This is a genomic window from Sorangium sp. So ce128, assembly GCF_051525245.1.
Taxonomy (GTDB): domain Bacteria; phylum Myxococcota_A; class Polyangia; order Polyangiales; family Polyangiaceae; genus Sorangium; species Sorangium cellulosum_B.
Genome location: NZ_CP150313.1, coordinates 5,356,916 through 5,372,803, shown reverse-complemented (window position 1 = coordinate 5,372,803; position 15,888 = coordinate 5,356,916). Strand labels below are relative to the sequence as shown.

Annotated in this window: 15 protein-coding genes; 6 read left to right on the top strand and 9 right to left on the bottom strand. The window is 72.4% G+C overall.

Translation table 11 applies throughout. From position 1 onward, the window contains the following. Positions 1–42: 42 nt before the first annotated feature. From WME82_RS20410 to WME82_RS20385, 6 genes are all read right to left on the bottom strand, one after another. Positions 43–861 carry an RNA polymerase sigma factor gene (locus WME82_RS20410; RefSeq protein WP_438044189.1) on the bottom strand — a complete coding sequence of 273 codons (819 nt, stop codon included), beginning with the start codon at positions 859–861 and terminating at the stop codon, positions 43–45. Next, on the bottom strand, positions 858–1,235 hold the full coding sequence (locus WME82_RS20405) for a hypothetical protein (RefSeq protein WP_437916863.1): 378 nt from the start codon (positions 1,233–1,235) through the stop codon (positions 858–860). Before WME82_RS20405 ends, WME82_RS20410 begins: the two co-directional genes overlap by 4 nt. 217 nt (positions 1,236–1,452) lie before the next feature. Beyond that, on the bottom strand, positions 1,453–1,770 hold the full coding sequence (locus WME82_RS20400) for a PEGA domain-containing protein (RefSeq protein WP_437300722.1): 318 nt from the start codon (positions 1,768–1,770) through the stop codon (positions 1,453–1,455). 2 nt (positions 1,771–1,772) lie between these two features. Further along, the gene (guaA, locus tag WME82_RS20395; RefSeq protein ID WP_437747167.1) at positions 1,773–3,347 is read right to left on the bottom strand and encodes a glutamine-hydrolyzing GMP synthase; all 1,575 of its coding nucleotides are present in this window, start codon (positions 3,345–3,347) and stop codon (positions 1,773–1,775) included. A 69-nt stretch (positions 3,348–3,416) separates the two neighbouring features. Next, on the bottom strand, positions 3,417–3,716 hold the full coding sequence (locus tag WME82_RS20390) for a hypothetical protein (protein ID WP_438044188.1): 300 nt from the start codon (positions 3,714–3,716) through the stop codon (positions 3,417–3,419). Beyond that, complete coding sequence (locus WME82_RS20385) at positions 3,713–4,111, bottom strand: hypothetical protein (protein WP_438044187.1); 399 nt, start codon at positions 4,109–4,111, stop codon at positions 3,713–3,715. The genes WME82_RS20390 and WME82_RS20385 overlap by 4 nt, the downstream gene beginning before the upstream one ends. Before the next feature lie 70 nt (positions 4,112–4,181). On the opposite strand from WME82_RS20385, the gene WME82_RS20380 reads away from it, so the two are divergent. From WME82_RS20380 to WME82_RS20370, 3 genes are read left to right on the top strand one after another with little or no spacing between them, the layout of a single operon-like run. Then, positions 4,182–5,462 (top strand): glutamate-5-semialdehyde dehydrogenase, encoded by a 1,281-nt coding sequence (locus WME82_RS20380; RefSeq protein ID WP_437747164.1) that lies wholly within the window; start codon positions 4,182–4,184, stop codon positions 5,460–5,462. Between the two features lie 55 nt (positions 5,463–5,517). Beyond that, positions 5,518–6,411, top strand: a complete 894-nt coding sequence (gene rsfS / locus WME82_RS20375) for a ribosome silencing factor (protein WP_438044186.1) — start codon at positions 5,518–5,520, stop codon at positions 6,409–6,411. A 7-nt stretch (positions 6,412–6,418) separates the two neighbouring features. Then, the gene (locus tag WME82_RS20370; RefSeq protein WP_012236304.1) at positions 6,419–6,856 is read left to right on the top strand and encodes a 23S rRNA (pseudouridine(1915)-N(3))-methyltransferase RlmH; all 438 of its coding nucleotides are present in this window, start codon (positions 6,419–6,421) and stop codon (positions 6,854–6,856) included. A gap of 111 nt (positions 6,857–6,967) precedes the next feature. Here WME82_RS20370 and WME82_RS20365 read toward each other — a convergent pair whose 3' ends face one another. Beyond that, positions 6,968–7,921 carry an SDR family oxidoreductase gene (locus WME82_RS20365; RefSeq protein ID WP_438044185.1) on the bottom strand — a complete coding sequence of 318 codons (954 nt, stop codon included), beginning with the start codon at positions 7,919–7,921 and terminating at the stop codon, positions 6,968–6,970. Positions 7,922–8,105: 184 nt separating this feature from the next. Between WME82_RS20365 and WME82_RS20360 the strand changes: the two genes are divergently transcribed. Next, positions 8,106–9,116 (top strand): helix-turn-helix transcriptional regulator, encoded by a 1,011-nt coding sequence (locus tag WME82_RS20360; RefSeq protein WP_438044184.1) that lies wholly within the window; start codon positions 8,106–8,108, stop codon positions 9,114–9,116. Between the two features lie 34 nt (positions 9,117–9,150). Here the strand turns inward: WME82_RS20360 and WME82_RS20355 are convergent, their stop codons facing one another. Next, positions 9,151–10,425, bottom strand: a complete 1,275-nt coding sequence (locus WME82_RS20355) for a vWA domain-containing protein (protein ID WP_438044183.1) — start codon at positions 10,423–10,425, stop codon at positions 9,151–9,153. Next, positions 10,395–12,311, bottom strand: a complete 1,917-nt coding sequence (locus WME82_RS20350; RefSeq protein ID WP_438044182.1) for a DNRLRE domain-containing protein — start codon at positions 12,309–12,311, stop codon at positions 10,395–10,397. The genes WME82_RS20355 and WME82_RS20350 overlap by 31 nt, the downstream gene beginning before the upstream one ends. A gap of 374 nt (positions 12,312–12,685) precedes the next feature. On the opposite strand from WME82_RS20350, the gene WME82_RS20345 reads away from it, so the two are divergent. Next, on the top strand, positions 12,686–12,979 hold the full coding sequence (locus WME82_RS20345; RefSeq protein WP_438044181.1) for a hypothetical protein: 294 nt from the start codon (positions 12,686–12,688) through the stop codon (positions 12,977–12,979). Positions 12,980–13,357: 378 nt separating this feature from the next. Continuing rightward, the gene (locus tag WME82_RS20340) at positions 13,358–15,796 is read left to right on the top strand and encodes an SUMF1/EgtB/PvdO family nonheme iron enzyme (RefSeq protein ID WP_438044180.1); all 2,439 of its coding nucleotides are present in this window, start codon (positions 13,358–13,360) and stop codon (positions 15,794–15,796) included. Positions 15,797–15,888: the final 92 nt, after the last annotated feature.

The following is a 15,888-nucleotide window of genomic DNA, read 5'->3' as shown; positions in this document are numbered from 1 at the left end:
GTCCCTATCGTCCGTGCATTGGTGGCGCTGGCTCGCTGGTCCTTACCACGGCGCGGGCGGGGCGGTCCTGGCAATGGCAGCGCGCTCGTCGATCCGCTGCTGGAGGCGGCGCCAGAGCGCGCGTGCAGCGGGCGCGGGGACGGGAGGGAACGCGCGCACGGTGTGGAGCATGGTTGCGGCGCTCGTGTGGAGGGGGCGCTCCGACGCGGTGAGGGCGCACAGGGCGCTGCGGCGCTCGGCCGACTGACGCGCGACGGCGGCGCGGAAGTCCTCGCGGGCGAGGCGCAGGCGGGAGCGGACCGTGTTCTCGTTGAGCGAGAGCTCGCCGGCGATGTCGGCCACCGCGACGCCGAGGAGATCGTACATGACGAGGATCACGCGCCGCTCGGGCGCGATCTTCAGCAGCAGCGCCGTCACGATCTCGGCGCGGTCCGCGCCCGCGAGCGACTGCTCGGGCGTCGGCGCCGGGGCACGCTCGTCGAACGGCCAGGACACGCCGGCCCCGGAGGGGATCTCGCGACGCCGGTGAGCGCGCGCGTGGTAGTGGCTCGTCTTTCTCCATGCGATGCCGAACAGCCATCGATGCAGCGCCGCCTCGGGCGTGATGCGAAGGGGCGGCGGTCCTGCCGCGGCGAGCCCGCCCGCAGGGGCCGCGTGGAAACGCCATGGCTCGTAGCTCGCCAGGCCCCGATAGGCCGCGAGGAAGACCTCCTGGAGCATGTCGTCCAGATCGTTCACCGAGACACCCAGCCAGCGGAGCGCGTGATGAAGGAACGGCAAGCCCACGGCATAGACCGTCTCGAACGACGGGCGCGCCGGCGCGGACGGCGGCGCGGACGGCGATGAGCGCGGCGACGTCATCCGGAGCCTCGTGGCGCCGGGAGCTCCGCGCCGGCGCAGGTAGGGTAGGGGCGCGGCGCAGGTCGTCCGGATGGCACATCGAACGCCGGCGGCGGCCGGAGCCAGCGCTCGACCGGCTCGAGCTCGACGAGCATGTCCAGGGAGGTCCGGAGAGAGAGGCGAAAGTCGTCGTCCTCGGCGGCTCGAGCGCTGTGGAATGCGACATAAAACAGCACGGTGCCCAGCTGCATCGCCCGCGGATCTCCCCGGCGTTGCAGGAAGCGATCGGCGAGATCGCACAGGGCGTGAAACAGGCGGCCTCCCGGACGACAGCTCTCGGGGCCGCACACCTCGAGGGTGGCGCATCGGCGGGCGCGCCGAGCTGATTTGTTCATGGAAGGCGCGCGCGTCTTCGTCACGCGCGCCTTCGGACTGCTCCGATTCGGCATGATTCGGTCCCCCGTAAAGTGGAGATCGGGATGGATGCCGCGTGCATCCACCACATGGATTACGGAGACCGCGTGGAGATGATTTCGTCCTGTGCTCTCGCGCGTGCGCCCCGGTGAGGGTGCGGCTGCGCCAGGGCCGGCCGGTGCCGGCCCCGCGAGGTCGTCAATCCGGCACGGGCGTGAGCTGCACCTGGAGGTGGATCGGCGGGGCGCCGCTCCTGGCCTCGACCAGGCGGTCCCAGGCGAAGTAGCCGGCCTTCTCCACGGTGATCCGGTGCGCGCCGGGCGGCAGCGCGACGCCGTGGGCGGCGACGTAAGCGAGCGCGCCGATGTACTGGTCGTCGATGGTGACCGACGCGTCGGGCACGTTCCCCTTCACCCGCAGCGAGACCGTCGCCGGAGCCCGCGCGACGCACGCCGACAGCCCGAGCATCAGGAGCGCCGCCGTGGCGCGCGTCCGCTTCGCGCTCGCGCTCGCCATCGTCACTCCCACTCGATCGTCGAGGGCGGCTTCGAGGACACGTCGAGCACCACGCGGTTCACGCCGCGCACCTCGTTGATGATGCGCGAGCTCACCCGGGCGATGAGGTCGTAGGGCAGCCGCGCCCAGTCGGCCGTCATCCCGTCGGTCGAGTGCACCGCGCGGAGCGCGATCGCCTCGTCGTAGGTGCGCTCATCGCCCATCACGCCCACGGAGCGCACCGGGAGGAGCACGCAGAAGCTCTGCCAGAGCGACTCGTAGAGCCCGGCGGCGCGGATCTCCTGGTCGAAGATGGCGTCGGCCTCCCTGAGCACGCGGAGCTTCTCCGGCGTCACCTCGCCGAGGCACCGCACCGCGAGCCCCGGGCCGGGGAACGGCTGGCGGTACAGGATGTCCCGCGGCATGCCGAGCGCCTCGCCGGCGGCCCGCACCTCGTCCTTGAAGAGCTCCCGCAGGGGCTCGATCAGGCCGAGGTTCATCCGCTCGGGCAGGCCGCCGACGTTGTGGTGGCTCTTGATGACGGCGCTCGGCCCCTTGAACGAGACGCTCTCGATCACGTCGGGGTAGAGCGTGCCCTGGACGAGCCACTTCGCGCCATGGACCCGCTTCGCCTCCTCCTCGAACACCTCGATGAAGAGGCGGCCGATCACCTTGCGCTTCTGCTCGGGATCCACGACGCCGCGCAGCCCCTCGAGGAACCGCGCCGACGCGTCGACGGCGTCGAGGTTCATGTGGAAGTGGCCGCGGAAGGTCCGCTCGACGCTCTCCGCCTCCCCCTCACGAAGCAGGCCGTTGTCGACGAAGATGCACGTCAGCCGGTCGCCGAGGGCGCGCTGGCAGAGCACGGCGGCGACCGACGAGTCGACCCCGCCCGAGAGGCCCAGGATGACGCGGTCGCTCGGCCCGGCCTTCTCGCGGACCGCGGCGATCGCCTCCTCCACGAACGACGCGGGCGTCCAGGTCGGTGACAGCCCGGCGACGTCGAACAGGAAGGACTGGAGGATCTCCTTGCCGCGCGGCGTGTGGACGACCTCGGGGTGGAACTGGAGGCCGTAGAGCTTGTCGCGCTCGCGGGCGACGGCGCAGAGCGGGCTGCCGGTCGTGGTGCCGAGCGACACGAACCCCTCCGGCATCGCGGTGAGCCGATCGCCGTGGCTCATCCAGACGTCGATGGCGTCGCCCTCGGCGAAGCGCGAGAAGATGCCCGTCGGGCGCTCGACGCGCACCGCCGCGGGGCCGTACTCGCCCCCCGTGTGCGCGCGCTCGACCTTGCCGCCGAGGTGATACGCCATGAGCTGGAGCCCGTAGCAGATGCCCAGCGTCGGGACGCCGAGCTCCAGCACCTCCCGGGAACAGCGAGGCGCGTTGTCTCCGTACACGCTGGCGGGGCCGCCCGAGAGGATGAGCGCCCGCGGGGCGAGCCGGCGCAGCTCGGCGATGGGCACGTCGAAGCGGTGGATCTCGCAGTAGACGCCAGACTCGCGCACGCGCCGGGCGATGAGCTGCGTGTACTGAGAGCCGAAATCGAGGATGACGACGAAGTCCCGCCGGGGTGAGAGCATGGCTGCCGCTAGCATGGCGGGGCTGGATCCGCCAGAGTCGCGCGGCCGAGGCGCTCGCCGCGCGCCCGCTCGCGGCGCACGGCGCTACGGCTGCGTGGGCGGCGGCGTGGGCGGCGGCTGCGTGGACGCGGGCGGCGCGCCCGGCGACGGGGCGAGCAGCGGCGCGCCCGGCGTCGCGTCGGTCGCATCCGTCGCACCCGGCTCGTCCGGCGGCGCTGCCGGCGCGTCGCCGACGCCGCCGTCGTACACGCGCGGGCGCTCGTACTCGGGCGGCGGACCGGGCGGGAGCGGCTTCGGCGCGGCGGAGGAGCACGCCGCGGCGAGGTGCGCGGCGAGGATCGCGGCGAGCGCGGCGATCGGCGAGGCGTGGCGGGCGCGAGTCATAGCTCCACTCCGCTCCCCCCGGTGTTCCCGGGAGGAGCACGATACGGCGGTATTTCGGGAGGGCCGGCCGGATCGGGCGGGACATGGAGCCCCTCCGGATCGGCGAACGGCAAGGAGGGGACGGAGGGGACGGAGGGGGCCGCCGGCGGCGCGTCGAGCGGCGCCCCCAGCGCGCCCGGCGCCGCGAGGGGGATGCCGGTGCTCGCCGTGGCGGGCGCGTCCGCGCCTGCGTCCGAGCCGCGGCACGCCGGCGCGATCACGGCGAGGAGCGCCCCCACGAGGAGCGCCGCGCCGCGCCGCGGGCGGGCAGCGGCGCTCCTCGTGGGGGCGCGGCGGGCGTCTCGGGAGCGGGGTGCGAACGACGCCTGGCTCGAGCTTCGGAGATCGCCGGACACGGCGGGTACGCTAGCATGGACGCGCAGGAGAACGGTTGGCCCGCGCAGGGAGGCGAGCTAGGTTCCCGCTGTGGAACAGAGCAACATCGATCTAGAGGGCACGCTTCGCGCGCTCTGCCAGCGCGCCCGGACGGCTGCCCGCGCCCTCGCCCCGCTGGACAGGGCCCAGAAGGACCGCGCGCTGCGCGCCATCGCCGAGCGGCTGCGCGCCGAGGCCGGCGAGGGCAAGCGCTCCGCGGTGCTGGCCGCGAACGCCGAGGACGTGGCCGCGGCGCGCGCCGCCGGCGTGTCCGAGGCGCTCGTCGACCGGCTCGTGCTCGACGAGGCGCGGCTCGTGGCGATCGCCGGCGCGGTGCTCGAGGTCGCCGCCGCCAGCGACCCGGTCGGGCAAGTCGTCGGGATGGAGCGGCGGCCGAACGGGCTCCTCGTCGGGCAGGTGCGCGTCCCGCTCGGCGTGATCGCGATGATCTACGAGTCGCGCCCCAACGTGACGGTCGACGCCGCGGTGCTCTGCCTGAAGAGCGGCAACGCCGCGATCCTCCGCGGCGGCAAGGAGGCGGCGCGCTCGAACGCGGCCCTCGGCGAGCTGATCTCGGACGCGCTGCGCTCGGTCGGGCTGCCGGCCGACGCCGTGCAGATGGTCCCCTCGCTCGACCGCGAGGCCACGCGGATCCTGCTCGGCCTGACCGGCATGATCGATCTGGCCATCCCGCGCGGCGGCGAGGGGCTCATCCGGTTCGTGGCCGAGAACGCGCGCGTCCCCGTGATCCAGCACTACAAGGGCGTGAACCACCTCTACGCCGACGCCGGCTGCGACGTCGAGATGGCCTGCCGCCTCGTCGAGAACGGCAAGCTCCAGCGCCCCGGCGTCTGCAACGCGCTGGAGTGCCTGCTCGTCCACGAGAGCGTCGCGGCGCCGCTGCTCGGGCGCGTGGCCGCCCTCTCGGAGCGCGGGCTCGAGCTGCGCGGCGACGCCGCCACCTGCGCGCTCGTGCCGTCGGCGCGCAAGGCCGCGGAGGACGACTACGGGCGGGAGTTCCTCGCGCCCGTGCTCGCGGTCCGGGTCGTGAGGTCGCTCGACGAGGCGATCGAGCACATCGGCCGCTACGGCTCGATGCACACCGAGGTGATCTGCACGCCCCGCTACGACCACGCGCAGCGGTTTCTGCGCGAGGTCGACGCGAGCTGCGTGCTCGTGAACGCGTCGTCACGGTTCAACGACGGCGGCGAGCTCGGCCTCGGCGCGGAGATCGGCATCTCAACGACGAAGCTCCACGCCTACGGCCCGATGGGGCTCGCGAGCCTGACGACGCTCAAGTGGATCGCGTACGGCGAGGGCCAGACCCGCTGACGCGGGCGAGACGAGTGGCGCCCGTCATCGACGGGCGCAAGAAAGCGAGAGAACGTTGGCGAGCAAGAAGGACGCAGGCGAGGGGAGCGGCAAGCCGCGGGCGAAGTCGGGGTCGAAGGCGAGCGAGGGCGCGGAGCCGCGCGCGCCGGCGCGGAAGAAGGCGACCACGGCCAAGGCGGGCGCGGCCGGTCGAGCGTCGTCCGCGGCGAAGCCGAAGCGGCCGGCGTCGCCCCGGATCCGCGCCTCCCACGCGGGCGTCGGCGAGCCCGGCGCGAAGAAGGTGGTCCGCGCGCGCCGCGCGGGCGGCGAGGCGGAGCCGCTGGAGCGCGCGGCGCGGCCGATCCCGGCGGATCGGCCGGCTCCGAGGGCGCGGCGTCCGGCGCGCGACGACGGCGACGCGCCGGCCCCGCGGGCCGCGCGTGGCGGCGGCGAGGGCGGCGCGAAGGCGGTGCTGCCGCTCGCGGGGCGGTCGCCCGCGCGGAGCAAGTCGCCGCTCGCGGGCCCGAAGCGCGCCGGCTCGCGCCGGAGCACGCCGCCGCCCGTCCCCGAGCCTTCGGCCCCCGCGCGCGAGCTCGCGCTGACGCTCGCCGCGGCGGGGCTCGACAAGAAGGCGATCGGCGTCGAGATCCTGGAGGTCGTGGGGCGCGTCGACTACGCGGACTACCTCGTGATCATGACCGGCCGCTCGGACAGGCACGTCCACGCGATCGCGACGGGGCTGGAGGAGGCGGTGCGCAAGCAGAAACTCGCGCCCCTCTCGATGGAGGGCCTCGCCGCGGCGACCTGGGTGCTCATCGATTTCGGCGACGTGGTGGTGCACGTGTTCCAGGAGGATACGCGCCGCCTCTACGACATCGAGGGGCTCTGGATCGACGCGGGGCGCGTCCCGGTCCCGGAGGAGACCCTGCCGCCGGGGGCGCAGCCCGCCCCGCGGTTCGATCCGAGCTGAGCGCGCCGTGCGACTCGTCGTCGCCGCCGTCGGGCGCGTGAAGGACAAGCCGCTGCGCGCGGCGATGGACGAGTACCTCGGCCGCATCCGCCGCTACGTGGCGTGCGACGAGATCGAGATCCAGGACGGCCCGCCGGCGAAGGTCGGGCCGCTCCTTGCGCGCGCGTCGGCGGGGGCGAGCGTCATCGCCATGGAGGTGGGCGGCAAGGCGCTCGGCAGCGAGGCGTTCGCGGCCGGCGTCGAGCGCTGGGGCTCGCGCGGCAAGGGGGTGGTCGCGTTCCTGATCGGGGGTGCGGACGGGCTGCCGCCCGACGTGTCCGCCGCGGCGGACGACCGGTGGAGCCTGTCGCCGCTCACGTTCCCGCACCGCCTCGCGCGGCTCGTGCTGATCGAGCAGCTCTACCGCGCGATGACCCTGCTTCGCGGCGAGCCCTACGCCCACTGAGACGGCCGCGCCGGCCCCTGCAGCCGCCGCCCGACGCGGCGGCCGATGCCCGACGCTGCGGTCGATGCCCAGCGTGGCGGCCGCTGCTCGAGGCGGCGGCCGCCGCGCCGTTCACTCCTTGGGCCAGTCGGGGCACGCGAGCTCCATCGGGCCGTTGAACCAGCTGGCATAGGCGGCCTCGCCGGCCCTGTTGTACCGGCCGAGGTGCCGCTCGAAGTACTCGCCCCAGTGGGGCCTCCGGCCGTCGACGTCGGTGAGCCCGTACTCCCTCGCGAGATCCCACGAGCTGAAGACGCGGCCGGACTTCGTCGCGACGTGCGGATCGGCGGCGAGCGCCGCGACCGCGCGGCCGACGTAGAACGGCGTCTCCGATTCGATGAAGTGCGGGTCCTTCTCGGCGGCGTCTCGCCAGTTCGCCTCCGTGACGCCGAAGTGGTCGAGCATGGCCTCCGAGCGCAGGAAGCCGGGCGTCACCGCGAGCGCCGTCATGGCGGGGTGGCGGCGCAGCTCCCAGGCCATGGCGAAGGCCAGGCGGATGACCGACATCTTTGCCAGGTCGTAGAAGAGGTTGCCGCGGTAGCCGAAGTGGTCGCCGTCGGTGATCTCGACGATGAGGCCGCGATCGCGCTCGAGCATGAGCGGCACCGCGTGGCGGCTCGTGATGATGTGCGAGGTGACGGCCCGCTCGAGCAGGAGCTTCCCGCTGGGCAGGGAGAGCTTCCAGAACGGCTGGCCGAACTCGGTGAGCTCATCGCCGCCCCACACATCGTTGACCAGGACGTCTAGCCTCCCTTGCTCCTGCCGGATCCGGGCGCAGAGCGCCTCGACCTGCTCCTCGACGGTGTGGTCGACCTGCGCGGCGACGCCGCGCCCTCCTGCCGCGGCCACGAGCTCGGCGGTCTCCTCGATGGTCTCGGGGCGCTGGCCCGTGGCGGGCCGACCCCGGACGCTGCGTCCTGTGCAATAGACCGTGGCGCCGGCCTCGCCGAGCGAGCACGCGATGGCGCGCCCCGCGCCGCGCGTGGCTCCGGCGACGAGGGCGATCTGTCCTTCGAGCGGTCTCATACGGTGTCTCCTTCTTGGGGACCGGCGGCTCGGCGGGCGCGCGGGCTCCTGCGGCGCGCGCCCTTGCATTCCGGCCTGCTCCGGTCGTCCTGCGACGCTACGGGCGAATTCCTGACATCTCCTGTCATGAATTGCGCGTAGCCTCTCGGGCGGGTCATTTCGGGGTCGGGAGCCACGGACGGTCATGCGTGCGGATCGGCTGCTCAGCTTGATGTTGCTCTTGCAGCGGGCGAAGAGCCGGCAGCTGACGGCCGAGGACCTGGCGCGCCGCCTGGAGGTCTCGGCGCGGACGATCTACCGGGACCTCGACGCGCTGTCGTCCGCGGGCGTGCCCGTCTATGCGCAGCGCGGCCCGAGCGGCGGGATCGCGCTGGCGGAGGGGTGGCAGACGAGCCTGACCGGGCTGACGCAGCCCGAGGTGCAGGCGCTCGCGGCGGTCGCTGCGCCCGGGGCGCTGGCCGACATCGGGCTCTCGGCGGCGCTGGAGAGCGGGCTGATCAAGCTGTCGGCGGCGCTGCCGGCCGTGCACCGGTCGCTGGCCGAGCGCGCGCGGCAGCGGCTCCACGTGGACGCGTCGGGGTGGTTCCAGGGCAGGGAGGTGGTGCCGCACCTCGACGTCCTGCGGGTGGGGGTCTGGCAGGATCGCAAGGTGTGGCTCGCGTACCGGGACTTCGACGGGGAAGCGAGCGAGCGGGTGGTGGAGCCGTATGGCCTCGTGATCAAGGCCGACCGCTGGTACCTCGTCGCCGGGACGGAGCGGGGGCCGAGCATCTTCCGGGGGGCGCGGGTGGCGGGCGCGCGGCTCCTCGAAGCGACGTTTGCGCGGCCGGAGGGGTTCGACCTGGCGGCGTGCTGGAAGGCCTTGAGCCGGCGTTTCGCGGAGCAGAGGGCGAGCTACGTTGTGTCGTTGCGCGTGACCGGGGAGGGGGAAGAGGCGCTCCGGCGGGTCCGGCCCGGCGGCGAGCACGAGCGGTGGGGGCGGGGAACGTGCGGGCGCGAGGGGACGAGCGTCGTGACGGTCGACTTCGAGCGGGAGTCGATCGCGGTCTCGCAGATCGTCGGGCTGGGCAGGGGCGTCGAGGTGGTCGAGCCGGCGGCGCTGCGGGCGCGGCTCCGGGAGATCGCGAAGGATCTACGAGCGGTCTACGGGGCGCGCCGCGCGGCCGCGCCTCAGCGTGGGGGCAGGAAGAGGTGAGCCGACACCGGAGGGATCGCGAACGTGTCCGGGCTCATTCCACGTCGGGACACGAATACCCGATCTCCCAGTCCTGCACCTGGACTCCGCCCGCGCCGTCGCTCGTCGGATTCAGCGTCACCTGGAGCTCGAGGTAATCCGCTTGCGCTCCCGGCAGCGCGCCGAGATCGACGGCGCACGACGGCGTCGAGGTGCCGTCGCACACCTGGGTATCGGCCGGCGTGGCGTGGGCGGTCGCGGCGAGCGTCACGGCCGCTGCGCCGAGATCGGCGGTGTCGTCGGCCGATCGCACGAAGAACTCGATGCTCGAGTCGCCCGGGGTGGTCGTGCTGTACGTGAGGTATTCCCACCGGGCCTTGGTCCCCGGCGGGCAGACGCCGTGGTAGCGCTCCCAGCTCGTGGTGATGGGCGAGAGGGCCTCGTCAGCGCACAGGACGGTCGCCTGGACCTTGCCGCCCGGGTTCTCGCGGACGATGGAGCAGGTCTCCGGGCAGAGCTTCACGCGCGTGTTTCCGGAATCGAAGTACCAGCCTCCCGCGCCGCAGCTGCCGACCCCGGCCCGGGGCGTGAGCGTCGTCTCCACGCCGGCGGCGTTCTCGTAGACGACGGACACCGACGCGGGATCCGAGACGCCCGCGAGGGGGACAGTGACGTCGCAGGGCAGCGCCTCTCCGCGGATCGAGACCAGCGCATTGAGGAGGTTACCTTGCAGCGTCGAGCCGGCGCTGAGGTTGTGCGCCTGCCCTCCGCCTTGAGCCGCGATGAGGTTGATGAGCTCCGCGTTCGAGTTGCCGAAGCCCACCGCGTGCACGCGAACGCCGTGGTTCACGAAGGCGTTTCGCGCCAGGTTTCCGATCGCGTTGGGGACGGTGTTGCAGCTCGACGGGATGCCGTCGGTGATGAACACGACGGCGACCTCCTCCTCGGGATGGGCGTCCTTGTAGTTGTTCGCCCAGGTGGTGGCGCCGTCCAGCGCCGGGTACATCGGCGTTTCGCCGTTGGGCGTCGGGAAGTTGATGAAGGCCTGCATGAGCTTGATCTCTTGCTGGTCCCCCATCGCCGCGGACTCCTCGGTCAACCTGTCGGCCGCGGCGCCGTTGAACGGGACGAGCGGCAGCGCACAGCCGCCGCCGCCGGCAGGCGGACAGGAAGGGGTCTCGTTGCACGGGCCCGGGTTGTCGAGCGGCCAGAATCGGAACGCGACACCGAGCCCCGCCGACGCCGGATCCTGGAAGAAGGACTTCAGCGCGTTCGTCGCCGGAATCCATCGATCCGCGCTCACGTCCACCCCCGACAGCGTCTGCCGCATCGAGGTGGATCGATCGAGCGCCACGAACAGGGTGACCGGCCTGAACGGCGAGGTGCTGGCCGTGGCGGTGCAGGCGGGCGACCCGCACTCGCCCGATTGATAGACGCTCCCGTTGTTGCCGCACTGGCACTCGGCGATCTGCCCCGCGCCAGGGGGATTGACGATGAGCTCCATGCCGTCGGTGACGCCGGTGCAGCCCGCCACGCTGATGCACTCGCCCGGCTCGATCGGCTCCGTCGTCGTGCAGGCGAGGGTGCCGCCGCTCGGGCTGCAGGCGTCGAGGATCCGGCTCGGCTCCGAGGAGGGGAGCTGGCCGCGCCCGCAGCATAGCGGTGGATGGCGATGCCCGCGGGCGCCTGCGTGGTGCCGCGGTTGCAGACGGGGATCGTCCCGCCGCAGGGCACGCCGATCGTGAGGTCCGGGAGAGAGCATTCGGGGTTCGTCTCGCCCGGCAGGTAGGCATTGCAGAGCCCCTGCTGCGGGCAGGTCTCTCCGCAGACGCTCTCCACGAGGTCGACGCAGCTCTGTGTCCACGCACCGCCCGGCGCGCAGCAGCTCGGCGACACATCGCAGATCTGCGACACGCAGGAGTTGCACGATGCATTGAGCCGTTCGCCGGTGTAACACTTGTCGTGCGCGCAGCCGGGATCGGTGTCGCAGGTGGAGCCGCACAGCGATCCGGCCAGGGCGACGCAGCTCGCGTCGCATCGCGGGGTGACCGAGCTGCACATCTTGGGGGCGCACTCCGTGGCGACATAACCCGCGCAGGTCGAGCTCCAGGTCCCGGTGCAGCGGCCGCCTACAAGGACTGTACCCGCGGGGCACACGCCACCGGGCGGAGTGCATCGGCCTGGGAAGACGCAGGTGCTGCCCGTGCCGATGATCGCAGTGCACTGCGCGGTGTTCGTGCACGTGATATCGCAGCAGCGCGGATGGTTCGCGCAGATGTTCGCGATGCACGCGTCCCCGCAGGTCGTGGTCATGTTGGTCGCCGGGCCGGGAGCCGCCACGCAGGCGTCGTGCGCGCAGTCGCCCGGCACGGCCGTCGGCGTGCAGCAGTTCGGGTTGGCGTCGCAGACCTTCGTGACGCAACCGCTGCACGTCGACAGCAGCGGGGTGCCCGTCGCGCACGGATCGTGGGCGCACGCGCCCTGCGCGGGGTTGTCGCAGTGCTGGTCGAACTGGCAGTCCTCGCCGGTCGTGCACGGCTCGTTCGTGCCCTGCGCCGCGATGGCCTCCGGCAACTCATCGAGATCGCCGACCGACCAGCCATAGGTCGCGCCGTTGCCCTCGAGGTCGACGGGGCTCCCGCCCGGTGGCCCATCGAACGACTCGCCGCCGCAGGGCGCGCACGGGCCCCCGCAATCGACGCCGTTCTCGCTGCCGTTCTGGATCCCGTCGTCGCACGTGACGTAGCAGACGTCGAGCTTCGGCCGGCTCGCGATCTCCGGCCGCTCGCTGCTCTTGAACTCGCTCCTCACGACCGGATCTTCCTCGATGAGGACGCCGTGGTTCTCGGCCTCGCCGCTCACCCACGCGCGCGCGAGCGCGGTGAGGTCGGAGGAGCGGACGCCGGCCGCACCGCCGCCGGTGAACGACGCGACGATCGCTGGATCGAAGGACTCTCCGAAGCTCCCCCAGGTCGCGGTGGACTCCGCCCAGGCGCTCGTGACGCGGTGGACGCGGACCGTGCTGGTGTCCGCCTTGTAGATCTGCGAGAGCGACAGGTTCGCCGACACGACCTCGGCGTTCGATGGGAGGCCGGAGAGGTCGAACCGGAGCAAGCTGCGCCGGATCCCGCCGCTCGCGCTCGTCCCCGAGCTGAGCGCCACGTTCGCGCCGTCGTTCCACGTCGGCGCGTTCTGCCAGAGCACGACGTCATCCACGCCCGCTGGTCCGGCGCCGCGCTGGACGGTGGTGCACACCTGTCCTTCGGTCGATAGTGCCTGCGCGGCGCGCGCCACGCTCTCGTCGCCGTCGTCGCCCGCGCCGCCGGGATCGGCGCCGCACGAGGCCGCGAGGGGCTCGCCAGACCAGCGCACAGGGCGCTGAGTATTTCATTTTATCTCTCATACAAAGATTCTCCGTGACAGCCGTTGTGGTTCGCCGCGCAAGGCTTCGCCGCGCGCAATGCCAGTGTCGTGTAGCCCCACGGTCATGAGCGCTGGGTACGAGGCGAGGTGCGGCGTGAGTCGCTGCAAAAGCCCAAGACAAATATTCATCCATGGTCCGCCGCTCACGCATGCATGCATGTCAAGTCGTGAAGACGACGATTCCGTGGTTCAGGCATGAGATGCCGGCTCCCGGCAGCTCGTTCATCGTTGACGTTTTTGCAATTGTTTGCGTGGTCTGCGACAACTGCGTCGCGCTCGCATCGGCCGCAAGATTTTGCGAATTGCATTGTTTGCGCGGTCTGCACCGACTGCGTCGCATCTACCTCGCTTGCAATATTTGCGAAGCTGTCATCACGGCGGCGGTGAATAAGCCGCGTGCGAGTCTCACCGGCCGAACAATGGCCGAACGATGGCCGACCGGACGGTCGGTTGTCCGTTGATCAGGCAGGTTCACGGCGTGGCCGCCCGCCAGGAACTGCATGGAACCTGGAGGGCAACACGCGGAGACACGAGCTGTTGGGGGCGCTGCCGCTCGGTGCGCGAGAAGGCAGGTCGGAGAGAGTGCCGTCGGCCAGGCCAGGGCGGTTACGTTGAGAGTCAATTCCAGGGACTCGGGTCGGGGCGAGCCGTACGATCCCGCGAGGACTGTGCGAGACGCGGGAACCGTGCGAACCGTGCGAACCGTGCGAACCGGTGCGAGACAACCGCGCGGGCGCGACGATGGGCTTGACTTCCAAGAGGTCGTTTGCTCTTCCTAGTAGATTCCCCTGGTCGACTCGTCGCACCACGCGCCTTCCCGGCTGGCACCTCGGACGACCGTGCAGAAGCCCATCGACGTATTCATCTCCTACGCGCGCAGGGATGAATCCGCTCTACGGGAGCTCATTTCGCACCTGGCGCCCATGCAGCGACAGGGGATCCTGCGGGCGTGGCACGATCGGGAGCTCGAGGCCGGCGCCCGATGGGAGGAGGAGGTGCGCGAGCGCCTCGAGGCGGCGCAGCTCATCTTGCTGCTCGTCAGCGCGGATTTCATCGCCTCGCCGTCCTGCTGGGACGTCGAGATGGAGCGCGCGATGGCCCGCCACGCGGCCGGCTCGGCGCGCGTCATCCCGATCCTGCTCAGGGCGTGCGACTGGAAGGGCGCGCCGTTCGGTCACCTCGCGGCGTTGCCCGACAACGAGCGCCCCATCCAGGGCCGGGCCGATCGCGACGAGGCCTGGACCGACGTGGCGCTCGGCATCCGCGCCGCGCTCGAGAAGAACGAGAAGAGCGACAAGAAGCGCCCGCGCGCGCAGAGCCACAGGCCGATCTACCCGGACGCCGAGACCCGCAGGCTCGCCCAGGAGCTGGAGCGCGCGCGCGTGCGGCTCGGGGCGCTGCAGCTCGCGGGCGGCGACACGGCCGAGGCGCAGCGCGAGGTCCTGGAGCTCCGGCGGCAGCTGCGCGAGGGAGGCCAGCTCCGCGCCGGCGACAGGCTGGGGCAGCGCGGCAGGTACCTGCTCCTCGATCGCGTCGGGCGAGGCGGCTTCGCGAACGTGTGGCGCGCGCGCGACGACGAGCAGGGCCACGTCGTCGCCATCAAGGTGCTGCACTCGAGCCTCGCGGAGGACGCGATCCGGCGCGAGCGCTTCTTCCGGGGGGCCCAGCGCATGGCGGGGCTCGATCACCCCGGCGTCGTGCGCGTGATCGAGCCGCACGGCGAGGACGGCGGCTTCCACTTCTTCGTCATGGAGTTCGTCAGCGGCGGCGACCTGCACCAGGCGGTCCTCCAGCAGCGCCTCCCGGCGGCGCAGGTGATCCCGCTCGTCCTGCGCGTCGGCGACGCCCTCCGCGCGGCGCACGCGAAGGGCCTCGTGCACCGCGACGTGAAGCCGGCGAACATCCTGCTCGATCCGTCGGGCGAGCCGCGGCTCACGGACTTCGATCTGGTCGCGGCCGCGGACACGACCGGCGGGACGCGGACGGGGGCGCTCGGCACGTACGTGTACAGCGCGCCCGAGTCGATGGACCGGCCCCAGGACGCCGACGCGCGGGCCGACGTGTACGGCCTCGGGATGACCGCGCTCTTCTGCCTCCACGGCGCCCAGCTGCCGGCCGAGGCGGTGCACGACCGGGCGGCGTTCCTGCGGGAGCTCTCGTGCGACGGCACGGTCAAGGCGGTCCTGGAGCAGGCCGTCGCGTGGAAGCGCGAGAAGCGGTACGCCAGCATCGACGACCTCTGCGCGGCGCTGAGCATCGCGAGCCGGCCGCGGGGCGCGCTGCAGGCGCGGCGCGGCCCGTCCGAGGCGCCCCCGGCGGCGGCGCCCGTGGCGGTGGTGCCCTCCGCCACGGCGACGCCGGCGACCGGGATCCCTGCCGTCGGATCCGCGGCCTTCACCGCGCAGGCGGGGAGCCCGGGAGCGATCGTGGCCCGCGCCGTGGACGCCGAGGATGACGCCGGCCGCGCCGGGAGCGCGCCCAAGATCGAGATGGCCGTGATCGTGGGCGGGCGCTTCTGGATGGGCAGCGCGGACGAGGACGTGTCGGCGAAGCCCGATGAGCGCCCGCGGCGGCAGGTGCTGGTCGCGGCGTTCAGGATGAGCGTCTATCCGACGACGCAGCGGCTCTACCGCGAGGTGATGGGCACGAACCCGGGGCTTCCCGCGAGCGACGAGCTCCCGGTGAACAACGTCAACTGGTGGGACGCGATCGAGTTCTGCAACCGTCTGTCCGCGCTACGAGGGTTCGCGCCCGCATACCAGCTCGAAGGAGAGGGCGTGATCTGGAATCGCGAGGCGAACGGCTATCGGCTCCCCACCGAGGCAGAGTGGGAGTACGCGGCGCGGGGGACCCGCGGACGCATGTATCCGTGGGGTGAGGAGCCGCCATCGGACCAGCTCGCCTGGAGCGACACGCGCATCAAGAGTCCGGTGCTCGCCATGCGGGCCGGACCCAGCCCCGTGGGGTACTACCCGAAGGGGGCGTCGCCGTTCGGGATCCTCGATATGGCGGGCAACGTCTGGGAGTGGTGCTGGGACTGGTACGGCGATTACCAGGCCGTCGAGGGTCCGGTGAGCAATCCGGTCGGGCCTTCCATCGGCTACGGGCGCGTGCTCCGCGGCGGTTCGTGGCGGGTGGTCGCGAAGAACCGGCTGCGGGCCGCGGCGCGCCACTTCATGTTCGCCAGCGCGAAGAACGCCGACGTCGGCTTCCGCTGCGTCCGCGGCTGGATGCAAGCCCACAGCGCGAAGCCGCCGGCCGGGCAGCCCGCCCGCTGACGGCGGCGCCGCCGCGAGGGCCACTCGCGCCGGTTGCTGTCCGCGCCGACGGGCCGCGCCGGGAAGAGCTGCGCGAGGGCGATCGAGCGAGC

Bases quoted from the DNA above. Each gene is read 5' to 3' on its own strand.
- WME82_RS20410 (WP_438044189.1), bottom strand. From the start codon at position 861: ATGACGTCGCCGCGCTCATCGCCGTCCGCGCCGCCGTCCGCGCCGGCG.
- WME82_RS20405 (WP_437916863.1), bottom strand. From the start codon at position 1,235: ATGAACAAATCAGCTCGGCGCGCCCGCCGATGCGCCACCCTCGAGGTG.
- WME82_RS20400 (WP_437300722.1), bottom strand. From the start codon at position 1,770: ATGGCGAGCGCGAGCGCGAAGCGGACGCGCGCCACGGCGGCGCTCCTG.
- guaA (WP_437747167.1), bottom strand. From the start codon at position 3,347: ATGCTAGCGGCAGCCATGCTCTCACCCCGGCGGGACTTCGTCGTCATC.
- WME82_RS20390 (WP_438044188.1), bottom strand. From the start codon at position 3,716: ATGACTCGCGCCCGCCACGCCTCGCCGATCGCCGCGCTCGCCGCGATC.
- WME82_RS20365 (WP_438044185.1), bottom strand. From the start codon at position 7,921: ATGAGACCGCTCGAAGGACAGATCGCCCTCGTCGCCGGAGCCACGCGC.
- WME82_RS20360 (WP_438044184.1), top strand. From the start codon at position 8,106: ATGCGTGCGGATCGGCTGCTCAGCTTGATGTTGCTCTTGCAGCGGGCG.
- WME82_RS20355 (WP_438044183.1), bottom strand. From the start codon at position 10,425: ATGCGGCAGACGCTGTCGGGGGTGGACGTGAGCGCGGATCGATGGATT.